Annotated in this window: 19 protein-coding genes; 11 read left to right on the top strand and 8 right to left on the bottom strand. The window is 68.3% G+C overall.

Annotated elements, in window-relative coordinates; all coding sequences use genetic code 11:
- Positions 1-237 (bottom strand): hypothetical protein (locus tag EFY87_RS05690; protein ID WP_148043262.1); only part of this gene is annotated, 237 nt, incomplete at its 3' end.
- A 258-nt stretch (positions 238-495) separates the two neighbouring features.
- On the opposite strand from EFY87_RS05690, the gene EFY87_RS05685 reads away from it, so the two are divergent.
- Positions 496-1,449, top strand: coding sequence for a ferredoxin family protein (locus EFY87_RS05685; RefSeq protein WP_123270483.1), 954 nt, complete (start codon positions 496-498; stop codon positions 1,447-1,449).
- Positions 1,450-1,456: 7 nt separating this feature from the next.
- Here the strand turns inward: EFY87_RS05685 and EFY87_RS05680 are convergent, their stop codons facing one another.
- Positions 1,457-2,014: a DinB family protein gene (locus EFY87_RS05680; protein ID WP_123270482.1), complete on the bottom strand. Its 558-nt coding sequence runs from the start codon at positions 2,012-2,014 to the stop codon at positions 1,457-1,459.
- 136 nt (positions 2,015-2,150) lie between these two features.
- On the opposite strand from EFY87_RS05680, the gene EFY87_RS05675 reads away from it, so the two are divergent.
- The 9 genes from EFY87_RS05675 (at position 2,151) to guaD (ending at position 13,028) form a co-directional block, all read left to right on the top strand.
- A complete protein-coding gene (locus tag EFY87_RS05675; protein ID WP_123270481.1) occupies positions 2,151-2,723 on the top strand; it encodes an HhH-GPD-type base excision DNA repair protein in 573 nt (190 codons plus the stop codon).
- The gene (locus tag EFY87_RS05670) at positions 2,720-2,962 is read left to right on the top strand and encodes a thiamine-binding protein (protein WP_123270480.1); all 243 of its coding nucleotides are present in this window, start codon (positions 2,720-2,722) and stop codon (positions 2,960-2,962) included. The genes EFY87_RS05675 and EFY87_RS05670 overlap by 4 nt, the downstream gene beginning before the upstream one ends.
- The gene (locus EFY87_RS05665; protein ID WP_123270479.1) at positions 2,955-3,320 is read left to right on the top strand and encodes a helix-turn-helix domain-containing protein; all 366 of its coding nucleotides are present in this window, start codon (positions 2,955-2,957) and stop codon (positions 3,318-3,320) included. Before EFY87_RS05670 ends, EFY87_RS05665 begins: the two co-directional genes overlap by 8 nt.
- Positions 3,321-3,590: 270 nt before the next feature.
- On the top strand, positions 3,591-5,576 hold the full coding sequence (uraD, locus tag EFY87_RS05660) for a 2-oxo-4-hydroxy-4-carboxy-5-ureidoimidazoline decarboxylase (protein WP_123270478.1): 1,986 nt from the start codon (positions 3,591-3,593) through the stop codon (positions 5,574-5,576).
- Positions 5,573-6,943, top strand: a complete 1,371-nt coding sequence (locus tag EFY87_RS05655; protein ID WP_123270477.1) for an 8-oxoguanine deaminase — start codon at positions 5,573-5,575, stop codon at positions 6,941-6,943. Before uraD ends, EFY87_RS05655 begins: the two co-directional genes overlap by 4 nt.
- Before the next feature lie 86 nt (positions 6,944-7,029).
- On the top strand, positions 7,030-8,490 hold the full coding sequence (locus tag EFY87_RS05650) for a xanthine dehydrogenase small subunit (protein WP_123270476.1): 1,461 nt from the start codon (positions 7,030-7,032) through the stop codon (positions 8,488-8,490).
- Positions 8,487-10,931: a xanthine dehydrogenase molybdopterin binding subunit gene (gene xdhB, locus EFY87_RS05645; protein WP_123270475.1), complete on the top strand. Its 2,445-nt coding sequence runs from the start codon at positions 8,487-8,489 to the stop codon at positions 10,929-10,931. The genes EFY87_RS05650 and xdhB overlap by 4 nt, the downstream gene beginning before the upstream one ends.
- A 1-nt stretch (position 10,932) precedes the next feature.
- Entirely contained in the window at positions 10,933-11,754 is an 822-nt protein-coding gene (gene xdhC, locus EFY87_RS05640; RefSeq protein WP_123270474.1) for a xanthine dehydrogenase accessory protein XdhC, read from the top strand.
- Positions 11,751-13,028, top strand: a complete 1,278-nt coding sequence (guaD, locus tag EFY87_RS05635) for a guanine deaminase (RefSeq protein ID WP_123270473.1) — start codon at positions 11,751-11,753, stop codon at positions 13,026-13,028. Before xdhC ends, guaD begins: the two co-directional genes overlap by 4 nt.
- Here the strand turns inward: guaD and EFY87_RS05630 are convergent.
- Both EFY87_RS05630 and EFY87_RS05625 read right to left on the bottom strand, forming a co-directional pair.
- Positions 13,025-13,432 (bottom strand): MmcQ/YjbR family DNA-binding protein, encoded by a 408-nt coding sequence (locus tag EFY87_RS05630; protein WP_123270472.1) that lies wholly within the window; start codon positions 13,430-13,432, stop codon positions 13,025-13,027. The two genes, guaD and EFY87_RS05630, sit on opposite strands and share 4 nt — an antisense overlap.
- Positions 13,433-13,462: 30 nt before the next feature.
- Positions 13,463-15,586: a DNA gyrase/topoisomerase IV subunit B gene (locus EFY87_RS05625; protein WP_245988465.1), complete on the bottom strand. Its 2,124-nt coding sequence runs from the start codon at positions 15,584-15,586 to the stop codon at positions 13,463-13,465.
- 218 nt (positions 15,587-15,804) lie between these two features.
- Between EFY87_RS05625 and EFY87_RS05620 the strand changes: the two genes are divergently transcribed.
- Positions 15,805-16,020 (top strand): DUF7455 domain-containing protein, encoded by a 216-nt coding sequence (locus EFY87_RS05620; RefSeq protein WP_425459352.1) that lies wholly within the window; start codon positions 15,805-15,807, stop codon positions 16,018-16,020.
- A gap of 75 nt (positions 16,021-16,095) precedes the next feature.
- On the opposite strand, the gene EFY87_RS05615 is transcribed toward EFY87_RS05620, so the two are convergent.
- From EFY87_RS05615 to EFY87_RS05600, 4 genes are all read right to left on the bottom strand, one after another.
- Positions 16,096-16,491, bottom strand: a complete 396-nt coding sequence (locus EFY87_RS05615) for a DUF3040 domain-containing protein (protein ID WP_123270517.1) — start codon at positions 16,489-16,491, stop codon at positions 16,096-16,098.
- Between the two features lie 160 nt (positions 16,492-16,651).
- A complete protein-coding gene (locus tag EFY87_RS05610) occupies positions 16,652-17,092 on the bottom strand; it encodes an SAV_6107 family HEPN domain-containing protein (RefSeq protein WP_123270469.1) in 441 nt (146 codons plus the stop codon).
- Between the two features lie 86 nt (positions 17,093-17,178).
- Positions 17,179-18,093: a methylenetetrahydrofolate reductase gene (locus tag EFY87_RS05605; protein WP_123270468.1), complete on the bottom strand. Its 915-nt coding sequence runs from the start codon at positions 18,091-18,093 to the stop codon at positions 17,179-17,181.
- A 61-nt stretch (positions 18,094-18,154) separates the two neighbouring features.
- Positions 18,155-18,826 carry a GPR1/FUN34/YaaH family transporter gene (locus EFY87_RS05600; RefSeq protein WP_220093521.1) on the bottom strand — a complete coding sequence of 224 codons (672 nt, stop codon included), beginning with the start codon at positions 18,824-18,826 and terminating at the stop codon, positions 18,155-18,157.
- Positions 18,827-18,958 lie beyond the last annotated feature (132 nt).

The raw sequence follows: 18,958 nt of genomic DNA, 5'->3' as shown, positions 1-18,958 counted from the left end.
CCCCCGGTCCAACCCCCGCGCCGCGTCCGCAGCCCGTTGCCGCTCATGCACCGCGACCGTGACCTTAGCTTGCCGGGCACAAATCGCGCCCTTGAGTTCTTCCAACACCCGGATCTGCGCCAAACCATCGGTTTCCCCGACCAGCGCATCAGTCAGCATCCGGTGCACCGACGCGACCGCGGCATCATCCCAGCGGGGTGCCGTGTCCCCGAAGATGACCGCCACATCGTCGTCCATGTGTTCGAGCATACCCACGGAACCTGTTGTGGTGCAACACTTTTCACGAACAACCTTATCCACAATCCCCACCCCAACCCAAGGGGATGTGGACAACCTGAACCACTCACCGAACGACGTGAAAGCCGGCCCCACGAGCCGCCCGCGCGGCGGCGCACGGCATCCCCGCATGGAGACCGGACCGCCCGCGCCGCTGACCGCGAATCCGCCCTACGCTAAACCCGATCCGAGTTCTGCCCGACGGAAGGCCACCCCACGATGACGACATCCCACGCTGCACCGCGCCCGCCCGACGCCTGCTCGGTCGAGTGGGACGACGCGGCCCTGCCCGCGTGGGGGTCGGCGTCATACGCACGCTTCTGGGTGTGCCTGGAGCAGAACGGCCCGTGGGGACATAGCGCCATCACCGAGTCGCATCTCGACCATGACCTGGGTATGACGCTGGAACGCGCCTGTGCCGACCACTCGGGTCGGCTGTTGCTGATCCGACGATCCGGACGGCACGACGAGACGGCGCACCACGGGCCGCACACCGTGCTGATCGCCGGCTGCCTCGACCGCGATCCGTGGCTGCTCACCGGGGAGATCGATGATCCGGCACAGCTGCTCTCCCTCCCCTGGGACGACCTGCTGGCCGACGACCCCGACGCGGTCACCGAACGGCTGCCCGAGCTGGAGGAGACCCGCGACCCGGCACTGCTGATCTGCACCAACGGCAAGCGCGACGTGTGCTGCGCGGTGCGCGGCCGGCCACTCGCGCTCGACCTCGCCGGCGACCATCCGGATGCCGTCTGGGAGTGCTCACACACCGGCGGGCACCGGTTCGCGCCCACCGGCATCGCGCTGCCCTCGGGCCACACCTATGCCCGACTGACGACGCAACTCGCCGCGCTCGCGCTGCAGGCCGAGCGACGCCGCGAGGTGCCGGCCGGGCTCGCGACGGAGGCTCACGACAGAGGGCGCAGTTGTTTCAAGCCACCGGTTCAGGTCGCCGAATCTTTGGTGCGGCAACATATTTCGGAGCTGCACGGCGCGGCCCTGACGGCTGTCGGCAGCCAGGAACCTGATGGCGGTTGGCAGTGCACGGTCAGCCACACTGACGGGCGCAGCTGGACGGTCGACGTCACCGCAGAGGACGGGCCGGAGCTCAAGTCGTCGTGTGCCAAGGCACCCAGCCCGAGCACCGTATGGCGGGCCGCGCTCACGGGCTGACCACTCGTCACTCGCCGGTGCTGCCGTCGATCGACTCACGAATCAGGTCGGCGTGTCCGTTGTGCCGCGCGTATTCCTCGATCAGGTGCGTGACGATCCACCGGAGAGTGAACGGCTCACCCGTCCGTCGGCTCGGCTTACTCGACAGCGCGTCCATGCCGCCCGCCTCGAGCGCCCGTTGGATGCCGGCGTCCCCAATCCGCACCGACTCCTCCAAGAGTGCCGACAACTCCGAGGGCGTGTCCGACGCCGCCGAGTGCCAGTCCCAATCGGCGTCCTTGTCCCAGTCGACCGAGGCCCACGGCTCCGGCTCGTCCTCGCCATGCAGCACGCGGTGCAGCCAGGACACCTCGACCAGCGCCAGGTGCTTGATCATCCCGCCAAGCGTCATCGGTGACGGCCCGAGCGTGGTGGCCAGTTGCTCGGCGCCCAGACCGCCGGTCTTCAGGCGGAAGGTGTCGCGCTGGTAGTTCAGGTAACCGAGCAGCGTCTCGGTCTCGGGTGCGTGCACCGGCGGGTCGACGCGAGTCGCAGGATCGGGTGCGGGTGTCGTGGCAGCAGTCATGCAGCAGACCGTAGAAGCGACCGCCGACAGCGGCCACCGATTTTTCGCCCGGGTGGATGGTCTCGATACAGCTCGCCCGCCTACTCGACCATCCAACACTCCCCCGCCTCAACGACCACGGCCTACGCTTGCCGGTATGCCGAACATCCGGATCGCACAGGACGACGCCGCGGATCAGTTGCTCTCCACCGACCCGTTCGCACTGCTGGTCGGCATGCTCCTCGATCAGCAATACGGCATGGAGCATGCCTTCCGCGGGCCGGCCAAGATCGTCGCCAAGCTCGGCACGCTCAACGCGGCCGTCATCGCCGCGCAGGATCCGGAGCAGTTCGCCGACCTCTGCTCGACGCCTCCCGCCATACATCGGTATGCCCGGTCGATGGCCGGGCGCGTGCAGCAACTCGCCCAAGTGGTCGTCCACGACTATGACGGCGACGCCGCCCGCATCTGGACCACCGCCGGATCGACGGCCGAGTTGCTGAAACGTCTCAAAGCCCTTCCCGGGTATGGCGATCAGAAGGCGCGCATCTTCGCCGCACTGCTCGGCAAGCAGCTCGGTATTACCCCGGACGGCTGGCGCGAGGCGATCGGCCCGTATGCCGAGGCGGGTTCCTTCCGGTCCGTCGCGGACGTCGTCGACGAGACCTCGCTGCAGAAGGTCCGCGAGTTCAAGAAGGCCGCGAAGGCGAAGGCCAAGGCAGCGCAATGAGAGTGCGCGGGGAAGTCACCACCGAACCATTCCGCGGCGAAGGCCCCCTGCCCGCACATGCGCAAGCCGCTGCCGACGCCCTGCGCACCGGCGGGCTGGAGCCGGAAATCGGCCCACTCGGCACCACCGTCGAAGGCACCGACGACGCCGTCGTGTCGTCGATGAGTGACGCCGTGCGCGCCGCACTCTCCGCCGGCGCCACCCGGGTCAGCCTGCAGATCGAGATCATCGATGCGTGACGAGTCATTCGTCGCGGCTCTGCAGCCGTTGCTCGATCGTGTCGGAGCGACGGTCGTGGACCGCGATCCGCAACCGGACGACGTCCCGATCACCTGGAACGGCAGCACAATTCACGTCCGAGTAGCCAATGACCGCGACCTGTCAGACGGCCTGGCCAGGCTCATTCAGAGTGTCGAAACCGAACTCGGCAGCAGCCTCGCGGCACTCTCCCGCACCCAGAAACAACACGCGGTCCGCCTGCTGGAAGAACGCGGAGCCTTCGAGATGCGCCGATCGGCCGAAACGGTCGCCGAAGCGATGGGCATGTCCCGCTTCACGATCTACAACTACCTGAACCGTGTCCGGGTCCAGGGCTGACGCGGAGCACGAGGAAACGAGTTTCAACAATCTGTTGACGTGGGTGTGACCTACGGCATACTCTCTTCCACGCAGACAATTCCATATCACGAAACTTAAATTCCGTATAAGCGAAGATTTGGTTCCGCGGCCGTCATACCGCCGACCATCCACTCCGATGTGATTCGCATGACCAGCGGAATCTCTCCCGGCCGGGCCGCACAGTCGCGAGAATGCCCTTGCCACCACATCATTGATGTCCCCCCCCTGGACTTGGAAGGACCGCTCGTCATGCCTGCTGCCACCGCCGAGAAGGTGCGTCCACCCGCCAAACATCCGGTCGACGAAGTTCTCCCCCCGCAACAACTGGCCATCTACGGATTCCAGCATGTGCTGGCGTTCTACGCCGGTGCGGTGATCGTCCCGATCCTGCTGGGCAGCGCGATCGGCCTCACCCCGGATCAACTTATCCATCTGATCAACGCCGACCTGTTCACCTGTGGCATCGCCTCGCTGCTGCAGGCCATCGGCTTCTGGAAGATCGGCGTCCGCCTCCCCCTGCTGCAGGGCGTCACCTTCACCGCCGTCTCGCCGATGATCATCATCGGCGTCAACGCCGGCGGCGGCGTCAACGGGCTGCTGACCATCTACGGCGCGGTCCTCGTGTCCGGTGTCGTCACGTTCCTGCTCGCCCCATTCTTCGGCAAGATCGTGCGCTTCTTCCCACCCGTCGTCACCGGCACGGTGATCACCGTCATCGGCTTCTCGCTGCTGCCCGTGGCCGCTGGTGACGCCATCTTGCGCTGGGATCCCAAGACGAGTTCCTACAGCCAGTCGGTGCTCAGCACCGACGCCCACGGCAACTGGCACCTCGCGTCCGGCGGCTGGAAGATCCTCTGCCTGGCCCTCGGCACCGTCGTGATCATCGTCGTCATCCAGCGTCTCTTCCGCGGCTTCGTCCAGACAATCGCAGTGCTGCTCGGCCTGGTCATCGGCACCCTGATCGCCTGGTTGGCCGGCGAGGCACACTTCGACTCGGTGCGCACCGCCAGCTGGGTCGGCGTCACCACCCCCTTCCACTTCGGCATGCCGAAGTTCGTTCTCGCCGCGATCATCTCGATGGTCCTGGTGATGCTCGTGACGATGGTCGAGACCTGCGGTGACGTCTTCGCGACCGCGGAAATCGTCGGCAAGCGGGTCGACGGCGAGGACGTCGCGCGGGCACTGCGCGCCGACGGCGTGGCCACCTTCATCGGCGGCATCTTCAACTCTTTTCCCTATACCTGTTTCGCCGAGAACGTCGGCCTGGTGCGGCTCACCAAGATCAAGAGCCGGTATGTCGTGGCCACCGCCGCGGTGTTCATGATCATCCTCGGCCTGCTGCCCAAGGCCGGTGCGATCGTCGCCGGCATACCCTCCAGCGTGCTGGGTGGCGCGGGCCTGGCGATGTTCTCGACGGTCGCCGTGGTCGGCATCCAGACGCTCGGCAAGGTCGACTTCAACGACCACCGCAACGGCATCATCGTCGCGACCTCTCTCGGCCTGGCGATGCTGGTCACGGCTGAGCCGGGTGTGTCCACCCTGCTGCCGAAGGACTACCAGGTCTTCCTCGGCTCGGGCATCACCATCGGCTCGATCACCGCGTTCGTCCTCTATATGGTTTTCTTCCACGTGGGCAACAGCCGCGGGGCAGCCATCGCGACGACCTCGAGCGGCGACGTCATCGGCCTGGCCCAGATCAATGCCATGCCCAAGGAAGACTTCGTCCACACCTTCGAGCCGCTCTTCCAGGGCAACACCTGGATCATCGCGGACGCCTTCGACCGCCGGCCGTTCAAGGACACGCAGGACCTACGCGAATCGTTCCAGGAGGCACTGTTCTCCGCGTCCGACGAGAAGCAGCGCGAGCTGATCGCCGGCTACCCCGATCTCGGCAGCCAGGAGATCGCGCCGGGTGAGCTGGGCGACGCCTCGATCCGGGACCGCGCAGCTATCATGCTCAGCCAGCTGCGCGACGGCGAACGCGAAGAACTGGCGGGTGTGACCTCGGCATACCGCGAGAAGTTCGGTTTCCCGCTGGTCATCTGCGTCCGTGACGCCGGCTCGGTCGACCAGCTGGTCGCCCAGGGACGTGCCCGGCTGGACAACTCGCGTCATCAGGAGCTGGTGACGGCTCTGGTCGAGAGCGCCAAGATCGCCGGGCACCGCTTCGACGACCTGATTGCCGACGCAGATCCGATCGGCACCGCGCGCGCCTCCATGGCAAACCCGCAATGAGCCCGTCCCAGGTGACCGTCGTCGACGGGTGCACCGTCGTCACGATGGACGCCGGCCGGCACGAGCACCCCGTCGGCCACGTCGTGGTCGACGGGGGCCGGATCCGGTCGGTCGCTCCCGGCCGGTATGCCGCGACGGGAGAGGACGTCGACCTGATCGACGCGACCGGGTGTGTCGTCACCCCCGGTCTGGTCAACACCCATCACCACCTCTATCAGTGGGCCACCCGCGGATATGCCGTGGACGCAACACTTTTCGAGTGGCTGACCACGCTCTACCCCGTATGGGGGCGGATCGACGAGCAGATCGTCGGGCAGGCAGCAGCGGCCGGCATCGGGCAGCTGGCACTGAGCGGGTGCACCACGGTGATGGACCACCACTACGTCTTCCCTCGCGAGGGCGGCGATGTGCTCGGTGCGGAGATCCGCGCCGCTGACCGCATCGGGGTGCGCTTCTTCGCCACCCGCGGGTCGATGGATCTGGGACACAGCGATGGCGGGCTCCCGCCCGACCATGTCGTCGAGTCGCTCGATGACATCCTGACCGCCACCTCCGCCGCGATCGACGAACATCACGACCCGTCCGCCGACGCCATGGTGCGCGTAGGCGTCGCACCGTGCTCGCCGTTCTCGGTCACCACCGACCTGCTGCGGGAGGCCGCGGCACTCGCGCGCGACCGCGGAGTGCGGCTGCATACGCACCTGGCCGAGACACTCGACGAGCAGGACTTCTGCCGCGAGCGCTTCGGGCTGACTCCGGTCGGCTACATGGAGTCGGTCGGCTGGCTCGGCGACGACGTGTGGTTCGCACACGGGATCCACTTCGACGACGACGCGATCCGGCAGCTCGCGAGCACCAGCTCCGGCGTGGCCCACTGCCCGTCGTCCAACGCGCGGCTAGGAGCAGGGATCTGCCGCACCCGGGACCTGCTGGCGGCAGGGGTCCCGGTCGGCCTCGGCGTCGACGGCGCAGCGTCCAACGAAGCGACCTCCATGCTCGAAGAGGCGCGCCACGCCTTGCTCTTCGCCCGAGCAATGGGCGGACCGACCGCGCTCGGGGTGCGGCAGGCACTGGAGGCGGCCACGCTCGGCGGTGCCCGGCTGCTCGGCTGGGCGGACCAGATCGGGTCATTGGAGCCGGGCAAGCAGGCCGACCTGGCCGTATGGCGCCTCGACACGCTCGCCCACGCCGGCATCGCCGACCCGGTCGCCGGTCTGGTGCTCGGCGCACCGCCGCCGCTCGAGCTCCTGCTCGTCGCCGGCCGGCCGGTGGTGCAGCACGGACGCCTGGTTCGCGCCGATGAGGCGCAACTCGCGACCGAGGCACGCGAGGCGGCGCGGCTCGTCGGCATGCCCGGACCGCCGTGACCGACACGGCGCCACACGATCCTTGTTCAACAAAATGTTGAGCCGTAGAGTTTTACTTTGCGCTCCCGGCTCGAAAGGAGTCTCTGATGACCGATCAGCCATCCGCCCTGGACGTGACCGTCAACGGGCAGTTGCACACGTTCGCCGACGAGATCCACACCAACCTGCTCGACTGGCTGCGTTCCGAGGGGTTCACCGGCGCCAAGGAGGGGTGCGCCGAAGGTGAATGCGGCGCCTGCTCGGTGCTCGTGGCCCGGCCCGACGGCGAGGGACACACCCGGTGGACCGCGGTCAACGCGTGCCTGCCACCGGCGGCAGCCTTCGCCGGCCAGGAGATCATTACCGCCGAAGGGCTCGGCACCGTCGACTCGCTGCATCCGGTGCAGCACGAGATGGCGCTGCGCGGCGGATCCCAATGTGGTTACTGCACACCGGGATTCATCTGCAGTATGGCGGCGGAGTACTACCGGCCGGAGCGTGCCTGCGGACCTGACGATGCCCACGCGGCAGATGGCCCTGAGCACGGTGCCAATGGTTTCGACCTGCACTCGCTGTCGGGCAACCTGTGCCGCTGCACCGGCTACCGGCCGATCCGCGACGCGGCGTTCGCACTCGGCGACGTCCCGGACGACGACGCGCTCGGAGCCCGGCGCGACCGTCCCGCACCGGAAGCGGTGCGCACGTCATACAGCTGCGGCGGCCGGCGGTTCGTGCGACCAGCCTCGCTCGACGAGGCGCTGCGCATCCTGCAGGACGAGCCCGGCGCCGTCCCGGTCGCCGGGTCGACCGACTGGGGTGTCGACGTCAACATCAGGTCCACCCGCGCCGACCTCGTGGTGGGCCTCGACCGGCTCCCCGAGCTGCGCACCCTGCGGGAGACCGCCGACTACATCGAACTCGGCGCGGCACTCACCCTCACCGAGATCGAGCGCACGCTGGACGGTCGAATTCCGTTGCTGGCGCAGCTCTTTCCGCAGTTCGCCTCACGGCTGATCCGCAACGGCGCGACCATCGGCGGCAACCTGGGCACCGGGTCGCCGATCGGCGACACCCCGCCGGCACTGCTCGCCCTGGAGGCAGAGCTCGTGCTCGCCGGCGTCGACGGCAGCCGCGTAGTGCCGCTCGCCGACTACTTCACCGGCTACCGGCAGACCGTGCGGATGCCGGGCGAGCTCATCCAGGCCGTGCGCATCCCGTTGCCACTCGCGGGGATCACCGCATTCCACAAGATCGCCAAGCGCCGTTTCGACGACATCTCCAGCGTCGCGGTCGGGTATGCGATCGACGTGGCCGACGGCGTCGTGCGCACGGCGCGCATCGGTCTCGGCGGCGTCGCAGCCACTCCGCTGCGCGCGACCGCGGTCGAGGCCGCGCTCGAAGGCAAACCGTGGACCGCCGACACCGCCCGCGCCGCTGCGGCCGTGCTGCAACAGGAAGGCACCCCGATGGACGACCACCGCGCGAGCAGCAAGTACCGCCGGGCGATGCTCGGCACCTCACTGCGCAAGTTGTATGCCGAGACCGTTTCGACGGAGGTCGCATCATGAGTGAACTGTCCCAACGTCCCGCGAATCCCGTTGTCGGAGAGTCGATGCCGCACGAAGCAGCCAGGCTGCACGTGACCGGCACGGCGCTCTACACCGACGACCTGGTCGGCCGGACCCACGCGGTCCTGCACGCTTACCCGGTGCGTGGCGAGCACGCCCACGCTCGCGTCACCCGGCTCGACACGACGCCGGCGATGTCCGTCCCCGGTGTCGTCCGTGTGCTGACCGCCGACGATGTGCCCGGTGTCAACGATGCGGGCACGCGGCACGACGAGCCTCTCTTTCCTTCCGAAGTCATGTACTACGGCCACCCGGTGGCGTGGGTCCTCGGGGAAACCCTCGAAGCCGCGCGGCTGGGCGCCCAGGCGGTGGAGGTCGACTACACGGACCTCCCCTCGCTGGTGCGTGTCACCGACGCGATCGAGGCGGGCAGCTACCAGGGCGCCCAGCCGACGCTCGAACGTGGCGACATCGACTCCGGGTTTTCGTCGGCCACGAAGGTTTTCAGCGGAGAGTTCGAGTTCGCCGGCCAGGAGCACTTCTACCTGGAGACGCACTGCTCGCTCGCGCACGTCGACGAGAACGGCCAGATCTTCATCCAGTCGAGCACCCAGCACCCGACCGAGACGCAGGACATCGTGTCGCACGTCATGGGCATCCCCGCCAACGCGGTCACGGTGCAGTGCCTGCGGATGGGTGGCGGCTTCGGCGGCAAGGAGATGCAGCCGCACGGCTATGCCGCCATCGCCGCGATCGGCGCGACCCTCACCGGCCGCCCGGTCCGCATCCGGCTCAACCGCACCCAGGACCTCACCATGTCCGGCAAGCGGCACGGCTTCCACGCCACCTGGAAGGTCGGCTTCTCCGACGACGGCCTGCTGCAGGCACTGGACGCCACGCTCGTCGCCGACGGCGGGTGGAGCATCGACCTGTCCGAGCCGGTGCTCGCGCGAGCCCTGTGCCACATCGACAACGCCTACTGGGTGCCCAACATCCGGGTGCACGGCCGAATCGCCAAGACGCACAAGACATCTCAGACCGCCTTCCGCGGTTTCGGCGGCCCGCAGGGCATGCTCGTCCTGGAGGACATTCTGGGCCGGTGCGCTCCCCTGCTCGGCCTGGACCCGATGGAGCTGCGCCGGCGCAACTTCTACGCCGAGGGACAGGCAACGCCATACGGTATGCCGGTGCGGCACCCGGAGCGGATGGAAGCCGCCTGGTCCCAGGTCATGTCGAGCGCGGACGTCGACCGGCGCCAGCAGGAGATCGCAGCCTTCAACGCGACCCACGCCGACACCAAGCGCGCGATCGCGGTCACCCCGGTGAAGTTCGGCATCTCCTTCAACCTGACCGCGTTCAACCAGGGCGGTGCCCTGGTGCTGGTCTACAAGGACGGGTCGGTGCTGATCAACCACGGCGGGACGGAGATGGGTCAGGGCCTGCACACCAAGATGCTGCAGGTCGCCGCGACCGCGCTCGGGGTGCCGCTGTCGACGGTCCGGCTCGCGCCCACCCGCACTGACAAGGTCGCCAACACCTCTGCAACCGCTGCAAGTTCGGGCACCGACCTCAACGGCGGTGCGGTGAAGAACGCCTGCGAGCAGATCCGTGAGCGGCTCGCGGTCGTCGCGTCCGGCTTGCTCGGTGTGCCGCCCCGGGACATCCGCTTCGAGGCCGGCATCGTGCGCGGGCTGGGCACCGATGCGGAAGTCAGCTGGGAAGAACTGGTCAACAAGGCGTATTTCCAGCGGGTCCAGCTGTCCGCAGCCGGCTTCTACCGCACCGAGGGCCTGCACTGGGACGCCACCACCTTCCAGGGCGAGCCGTTCAAGTACTTCGCCTACGGCGCTGCGGCGACGGAGGTCGAGGTCGACGGATTCACCGGCGCCTACACCACGCGGCGCGTCGACATCGTGCATGACGTGGGCGACTCGCTGTCGCCGCTGATCGACCTCGGCCAGATCGAGGGCGGCTTCGTGCAGGGTGCCGGCTGGCTGACGCTGGAGGACCTGCGGTGGGACGACCGCGACGGTCCGACCCGCGGACGGCTGTCGACCCAGGCGGCGAGCACCTACAAGCTGCCGAGCTTCTCGGAGATGCCGGTGGAGTTCAATATCGCGTTGCTGGACAAGGCGCACGAGGAGGGCGCGGTCTACGGCTCGAAGGCGGTCGGCGAACCGCCGCTGATGCTGGCGTTCTCGGTGCGCGAAGCGCTGCGGCAGGCTGCGGGTGCGTTCGGCCCGGTCGGCGCGAGCGTCAACCTGGCATCACCCGCGACGCCGGAGGCGGTCTACTGGGCCATCGAAGAGGCACGCGCCGGAGGCTCGAACGGCCTTGTCATCGAAGGCATTCCGGCCAAGAGCACCACCTCGGTGCCCGACACCAAGCCGATGCTGCCCAACGCCGAGCGCGGCCAGTACGGCGTGCCGACAGGGGTATGACGTGAACTGGTATGACGCCATCGGCCGGCTCCGGCAGCAGCGCCGTCCCGCCGTCCTGGTGACCCTGGTCGACGTCCGCGGGCACGCGCCGCGCGAGGCCGGAGCCAAGATGGTCGTGACCCAGGATGCCGTCTTCGACACGATCGGCGGCGGCAATCTGGAGGAGACCGCAGTCGCCCGCGCCCGCGAGACGCTGGCCGCGGACGTGCTCGGCGGCCCGCAGGAGCTGACCCTCGCGCTCAACGACAGGGCCCCGGCCGAGCACGGCGTGCAGTGTTGCGGCGGAGAAGTCCGGATCCTGCTGGAACCACTGCCGGTTCGCGAGTCCATCGCCGTCTTCGGCGTCGGCCACGTCGGCCTCGAACTCGCGCGGATCCTGGCCCGCCACGAAGTCGAGTTGCATCTGGTCGACTCGCGCGCGGACCACCTGACGCCGCAGCGGCTCGCAGTGCTGGACGACGCGATCGCCAGCGTCATACCGCACCGGGCGCCGGTGCCCGAGATCGTGCTCGGCGAGGTGCCGCCCGGCACGCACGTGCTGGTGATGACCCACGACCACGCCGAGGACATCGCCATCTGCGACACGGCGCTGCGCTGCGCGCACCTGGGCTCGATCGGCCTGATCGGCTCGTCCGCGAAGTGGTCCCGCTTCCGGCGCCGGCTGAGCGAGGAAGGTCACGACGAGGCCGCGCTCGCGCGCATCACCACTCCGATCGGGCTGCCCGACCTGCCCGGCAAGGCGCCAGCGGTTATCGCGCTGAGCGTCGCCGCCGAGCTGGCCCGTCATTTCGCGGTCGCCCCGAGCGCGGCGGTGACCCGATGACCATCTATCGCGCCACCGTGCTGGACACCCCGGTCGACCCGTTCCAGGGCGGCACGCTGCGCAGCGAGTCCGACGTCGCACTGGCCGTCACCGACGGGCGGATCAGCGCCCGTGGCCCGCTGGCGGAAGTCCGGGCAGGCGCGCCGGACGACGAGATCGTCGACCTGCGGCACGGCGTGCTGCTGCCCGGGTTCGTCGACACCCACGTGCACTACCCGCAGGTCCGCGCCATCGGCGCGCTGGGGATGCCGCTGCTCGACTGGCTGCAGCACAGTGCGCTGCCCGAGGAGGCACGGCTGCACGACACGTCATACGCCCAGCAGATCGCTGCGGAGTTCCTGCACGGGCTAACCAGTGCGGGCACCACCTCGGCGCTGGTCTTCGGGTCGCACTTCGCGTCCGCGGTGGACGTGCTCTTCACCCATGCCGAGGCGATCGGGGTGCGGGTCACCAGCGGGCTGGTCGTCTCCGACCGGCTGCTGCGCGACGAACTGCTCACCACGCCCGAGCGCGCGTATGACGAGTCGGTCACGCTCGCAGCACGCTGGGCCGGGCACGACCGGCTCCGGTATGCCGTGACCCCCCGCTTCTCCTACTCCTGCAGCGCCGAGCTGCTCGACGCGTGCGGCGCGGCATACAAGGACATCACGGGCGCCTGGTGCACGTCCCACGTCAACGAGAACGTCACCGAAGTCGCAGAAGTGGCAAGGCTTTTCGGTGGGTCGAGCTACGTCGGCACCTACCAGGACCACGGTCTGCTCGGCGCGCACACCGTGCTCGCGCACAACGTGCATCCTACCGAGGCCGAACTCGACATGCTCGCTGCTAGTGGCGCGGCGGTCGCGCACTGCCCGACCAGCAATTCCTCGCTCGGCAGCGGCATGTTCCCGCTCGCGGCGCACCTCCAGCACGGGGTGCGGGTCGCGATGGGCACCGACGTCGGCGGCGGCACCGGCTTCTCGATGCTCAAGGAAGGGCTGCAGGCCTACTTCATGCAGAGCCTGCTCGGCGACCAGGGTGTGCCGCTGACCTCGGCGCACCTGCTGCACCTCGCCACGACCGCCGGCGCCGACGCCCTGGGGCTGCGCGATGACGTGGGCGAGCTGAGTGTCGGCAAGCAGTTCGATGCTGTTCTTGTTGCGCCCGAAGCGGATTCGCCACTCGGCGTCGGCATCCGGCACGCCGCCGGCCCGGACGACGCGCTGGCGAAGATCTTCGCCATGGGCACCCCCGCCGACCTCACGCAGGTCTGGATCGGCGGCCGGCTGCTCTAGGGGCGCTCGGGGTCGAGCGGGTGCTCGGCGAGGTATGCCGCGGCCAGTCGCTTTGGCGCTCGGTCCAGCCAGGCTTCGGTGACGATCTCGGTCAGCTCGGCGACGTCGATCTCGTCCAGCCGCACCAGCACCGCCGGGTAGCCGTTGAAGTGCGGGATCGTGAAGTAGATGCCCGAGCCGTCAGCAAGGAGAGCCTCTTTCGCGCCATCGTCCGGCACGCGAACACCGAGGATCTCACCATCCGGTGCGTCGGCCCCGAGGTCGGCCCGGTCCTTCGTGTGCAGCGGCCGCTCCCACACGAAGCTCGTGCCCTTGACCCGCCACATGAGGTGCCCCCAGGACACCTTCGTGTCCACCTCCGGCAGGTCGGCCACGATGCGTCGCACGTCGTCCCAGGTCGCCATACCTGGCAAGCCTACGCGCGGACGCTCTGCTCAGGCGTCGATGCGTTCGCGGTCGAGCTCGCGAGCCGAGTCGACGATGAACTCCTTGCGCGGCGCGACGTCACTGCCCATCAGCAGGTCGAAGACCCGCTCGGAGTTCTCGGCGTCGGTCAGCGTCACCCGGCGCAGCATGCGGTGCCGGGGGTCCATGGTCGTCTCGGCCAGCTGGTGCGCGTCCATCTCGCCGAGACCCTTGTAGCGCTGTGGCTGCTTGACGGTGCGGCCCTTCTTCGCCAGCTGCGACATCACCTGCCGCATCTGCTGCTCGGAGTAGGTGTAGACGACCTCGCCCTTGGCGCGGCCCTGCGCGGCCGTCTCGATGCGGTGCAGTGGCGGCACCGCGGCGAAGACCCGGCCGGCCTCGACCAGCGGGCGCATGTAGCGGAAGAAGAGCGTCAGCAGCAGGGTGCGGATGTGTGCGCCGTCGACATCGGCGTCGGTCATCAGGATGACCTTGCCGTAGCGCGCCAGTGACAGGTCGAACGTGCGGCCGGACCCGGCGCCGACGACCTGGATGATCGAGGCACACTCGGCGTTCTTGAGCATGTCGCCGATCGACGCCTTCTGCACGTTGAGGATCTTGCCGCGGATCGGCAGCAACGCCTGGAACTCCGAGTTGCGCGCCGCCATACCGGTGCCGAGAGCGCTGTCGCCCTCGACGATGAACAGCTCGGTGTGCTCGGTGTCATTGGACCGGCAGTCCTTCAACTTGCCCGGCAGCGAAGAGGATTCGAGCGCCGTCTTGCGGCGGAGGGTCTCCTTCTGAACGCGCGCGTGGATCCGCGCCTTCATCTCGGAGACGACCTTCTCCTGCACCTGCAGCGACTGCGTCTTGAACTCGCGCTTGGTCGAGGTCAGCCGCTCGGTCAGCTCGCGCTCGACCACCTTGCTGACGATCTGCCGAACCGCCGAGGTGCCGAGCACTTCCTTGGTCTGACCCTCGAACTGCGGCTCGGCCAGCCGCACCGTGACCACGGCGGTCAGCCCGGCCATGATGTCGTCCTTCTCGACCTTGTCGCCGCCGACCTTCAGCCGGCGCGCGTTGACCTCCAGCTGCTTGCGGAAGACCTTGAGCAGCGCCTGCTCGAACCCGGCGACGTGGGTGCCGCCGTGGGGCGTGTCGATGACGTTGACGAACGACTTCAGCCGCTGGTCGTAGCCGGTGCCCCAGCGCACCGCGATGTCGACGCCGCAGGTGCGTTCGACCTCGGTCGGCGTCATGTGACCCTCGGCATCCAGCACCGGGACGGTCTCGGTGAAGGTCGACTCGCCTTCCAGGCGCCATACGTCGGTGACCGAAGGGTCGGGCGCCAGGAACTCGGTGAACTCCGAGATGCCGCCTTCGTGCAGGAAGACCTCCTCGTGCGGCCCGTCCGCGCCCGGAGTGTCCGGCAGCCCTCGCTCGTCGCGGACGACCAGCGCCAGCCCCGGCACGAGGAACGACGTCTGCCGCGCCCGGGAGATCAGCCGGTCGTAGTCGAACTTCGCGTCCTTGAGGAAGATCTGCGGGTCGGTCCAGTAGCGGATGCGCGTGCCGGTCACGCCGCGGCGCACCGTGCCGACCACCCGCAACTCGCTACCGGCGGTGAACGGTGTGAAGGGCGAGTCGGGGCTCGGGCCGGACTTCGGGTCGGCGAAGATCCCGGGCTCCCCCCGCCGGAAGCTCATCGCATAGGTCTTGCCGCCCCGGTCGACCTCGACGTCGAGCCGCGCCGACACCGCGTTGACCACCGAGGCACCCACACCGTGCAGACCGCCCGATGCGGCGTAGGAGCCCCCACCGAACTTGCCGCCCGCGTGCAGCTTCGTGAAGACGACCTCGACGCCCGTGAGCCCCGTGCGCGGCTCGATGTCGACGGGTATGCCGGCGCCCTGGTCGGCAATCGAGACGGACCCGTCGGCGTAGAGCGTGACCAGCACGTGGTTGCCTCTATCGGCGAGTGCCTCGTCGACCGCGTTGTCGATGATCTCCCATACGCAGTGCATGAGGCCGCGGCCGTCGGTCGACCCGATGTACATGCCCGGTCGCTTCCGGACGGCTTCCAGGCCTTCGAGAACCTGCAGATGCCGTGCGGTGTATTCGCTGGATGACGTTGCTGATGGGCTTGCGGTCACGAGGGGCACACTAACGCCCGGCACCGACGACACCGCGCAGGCACGGCGAGGAATGCGGCGCCACGACCGCCCGTCGAAGGTCACAACCTTGTGAAGGACGCCACACACGGTGGATATGTTTCGCCGGGAATCCCCGTGCGTGATTGACTGTTGACTACTTCGACGACGGAAACCCGGGGTGTGGCCCCGAGTAGACCTGCAACGAGAGGATGACGACCGTGACTACCGCAGTTGCCCCGACCCTGACAGCATCCGATCGCTGCGACCGCTGCGGCGCGCAGGCATTCATCCGCGCCCGGCTCAGCTCCGACCAGGACCTGCTCTTCTGCGCCCACCACGGACGCGAGCACCTGGACAAGCTTCGTGCGATCGCCGAAGAAGTGATCGACGAGACCGACCGGCTGCAGCCGGAGTCCCCGACCATTCAGGTGTGACGACACGCTCGTCACACGAAAAGGGCGGCGCACCCACTGGGTGCGCCGCCCTTTTCGACGTCGGATGGCCGACGGTTACCAGCCCTGGCCGCGGCGCCGGTCCCAGCGCTCTTCGAGACGCTGCATGAAGCTGTCATTGCCGCGGCTGGCGCGTTTGGGGCGTGCGGTGGTGATGGAGCCGTCGTCCTCGACGGTGCCGAAGTCGCGCACCCGGTCCGGTTTGAAGGCGTATGCCGCCCCCGCGACCATCACCACGAACCCGACGACGCCGAGCCAGATCTGAGTGCTCGCCATGCCGATGACGACCAGGGCGAGCCCCACGACAAGACCGCAGACGCCGATCGCGATGCGCCGGCGGAGCCGGCTGCGGCCCGGATGAGCCAGCATGTGCGAGGCGAACTTGGGGTCCTCGACCTTCAGCGCCTGCTCCATCTGGTCGAGTAGGCGCTGCTCGTGCTCTGAAAGCGGCACGTTGACCTCCAAATGTCCTCGGGTCGCCACCACGCGGAGACCCGAACCGCCGACTGACGTCGGATGTGATCTACCTCTAAGGATAGGTCGCCACGATACGGGACGGTAGGTGCCCTCATGGTGTTCGGGCAGAAAACTCTCGGAACCGATCTGCGCCGGGTCATCCGGCGGTGCTCGTCGGCGCCACGCAGGCCGTGAACGACTCGCCCATCGGCAGCCCGAGATGGACCAGCACGAGCTCGAGGAACGCCTCGACCTGACGCACCAGATCGTCGGCCTCGCGGGTCGGCATCAGCACCGTGCCCTGCTCGACGAGGGCACGCCGCCGGGCCGTCCCCTCGAAGAACTGCGCCCACTCGGCCAGTTCGGGCGCGACACCGGGCAACACCGCCCAGACGTTGCGCGGACCCGACCTGGGGTTGCGGCGGGCGTCGGCGGCCAGCACCGCTGCCGCCGCCCGCAGCGCCGCGAGGTGCGCCAGCCGGAAGCGCTCGTCGGCCGTCTCGGCGTGACAGGCCTGCAGCAACCCGATGCGCGTGCGGTCGACCAGATCGAGCACGGCTCCGGCGACCGGTGCGGGTGACACGGGGTGAGCTGACATGCGGTCCTCCTCAAGGCAGAAGTCGAACCTCTGTTCGACATGCGTCGAGAGTAGCCGCGACCGCCGACAACGGCTGCCTGCCGGCCTCAGACCAGACCGAGCTCGCGCAGCGTGGCGAAGACCTCCAGGGTCGCCGTGGACTTGTTCATCGTCATGAAGTGCAGCCCTGGGGCACCCTCGCGCAGCAGTCGCTCGGAGTGCTCGGTGCAGATGGCGATGCCTTCGCGCCGCACGGCGTCCACGTCGTCGCCGGCCTCCGCGATCCGCCGCATCACGTCGGCTGCCAGCGGCTGCCCGTTGAGTTCGGTGAGGCGCTGCAACTGGCCGGGAGCCGTCACGGGCAGCAGCCCGGGGATGACCGGCATCCTGCAGCCGCGCCGGCTGAGCCGATCCCGCAGCCGCAGGTAGGCGTCCACGTCGGTGACCATCTGGGTGATCGCGAACGCCGCGCCCGCGTCGGCCTTGCGGATCAGCGTGTCGACGTCGTCGTCCAGGGACGCCGACTCCGGGTGCTTGTCGGGGAACGCCGCGACGCCGACCGTGAAGTCGCCCAGCGAACGCACGAGGGCGACCAATCTGTCGGCGTGGTCCAGCCCCTCCGGGTGCGCCTCCCAGGGCGACGACGGGCCGCCGGGCGGGTCACCGCGCAGCGCCAGGACGTTGCGTATGCCGACGGCGGCATACGCGCCCACGACGCTGCGCAACTGTGCCACCGACGACCCCACGCAGGTCAGGTGCGCCACGGTCCGCAGCGTGGTCTCCTGCTCGATCCGCCCGGTGATGCGGACCGTGCGGTCGCGAGTCGAGCCGCCCGCGCCATACGTCACGGAGACGAAGGTCGGGCGGAGCTGTTCGAGGCGGCGCACGGAGTTCCACAGGACCGCCTCGGCGCGTTCGCTGCGCGGCGGCATGAACTCGAAGCTGACCGTCGGTGCACCGGTGTTCAGCAGCGACGGAATCGACGCATTTTGCTGATCAGGGCGTTCTCTCGGGCTCCACATGCCGCCGATCCTAGGAGGACCGACGGCAGGCGGTTGCCCGTGCCCGCTCAGCGGAAGGGCGCTACTTCAGCACCGGACGGCCGAGCGGGAGTGGCTTTCCTCCGGTCGCTGCGCTCGCGGCACCGAAGAACAGATACACGCCGACGAGGATGAATCCGAATGCAAAAATGCCGCCGAGGCGCAGATCGCCGGAGTTCGCGGCAGCGGCCTTCGACAAGTTGCTGTAGGCGATCAGCACGAAGACCAGTGCCAGATCGACCAACACGAAAAGCGCGGTGAAAGCCAGCGGCAGCCGGAGTGTCGCCAATGTGAGGATGATGATAAGTATCAGCCAGGAGAGCAGGAACATCTTGACCGTCGGAATGGTTGTCGCCGCCGTCAGGCCGTACCAACCATGCACAAGACCGAAAACGAGCGCGGCGTAGCTTATCCAGAATCCGGAGAAGATCGCGAAGATGCTCGCGACCGCGTTCTGCGCCAGGCTCGCCGCCCAGATCGCGGCAATGAGCTGCCCGATTCCGGTCGCGAACGCGATGATCGCGATGGGTGCGCCGGTCGTTCCCTGGTCGACGTACCCGACCAGGTTGAGCGCCAGCGCCAGCGACCCGATCAGGAATGTCGGCACACCGATCATCGCAGGATCACCGAGCGGCACCGCAACGGTATTCCTGGCGGGCACGTCCTCGATTTCTGCAGCCGTGCTGGAAGAAGTTGCCATGTTGGTTTCCTTCATGGAAATGGTTCGGACCGGCCATTGCCGGCCGCGATCGATCGCTCGAAACGTAGTGCCGAAGTTTGCATCTGTGAGTTATCTCTCATCGACAATTTCGCTACCCTGGGAAAATTCCGTTCAAAGGTCGAGTCC

This window comes from Flexivirga caeni, assembly GCF_003724155.1.
GTDB lineage: Bacteria > Actinomycetota > Actinomycetes > Actinomycetales > Dermatophilaceae > Flexivirga > Flexivirga caeni.
This window is presented reverse-complemented; position numbering and strand designations above follow the sequence as displayed.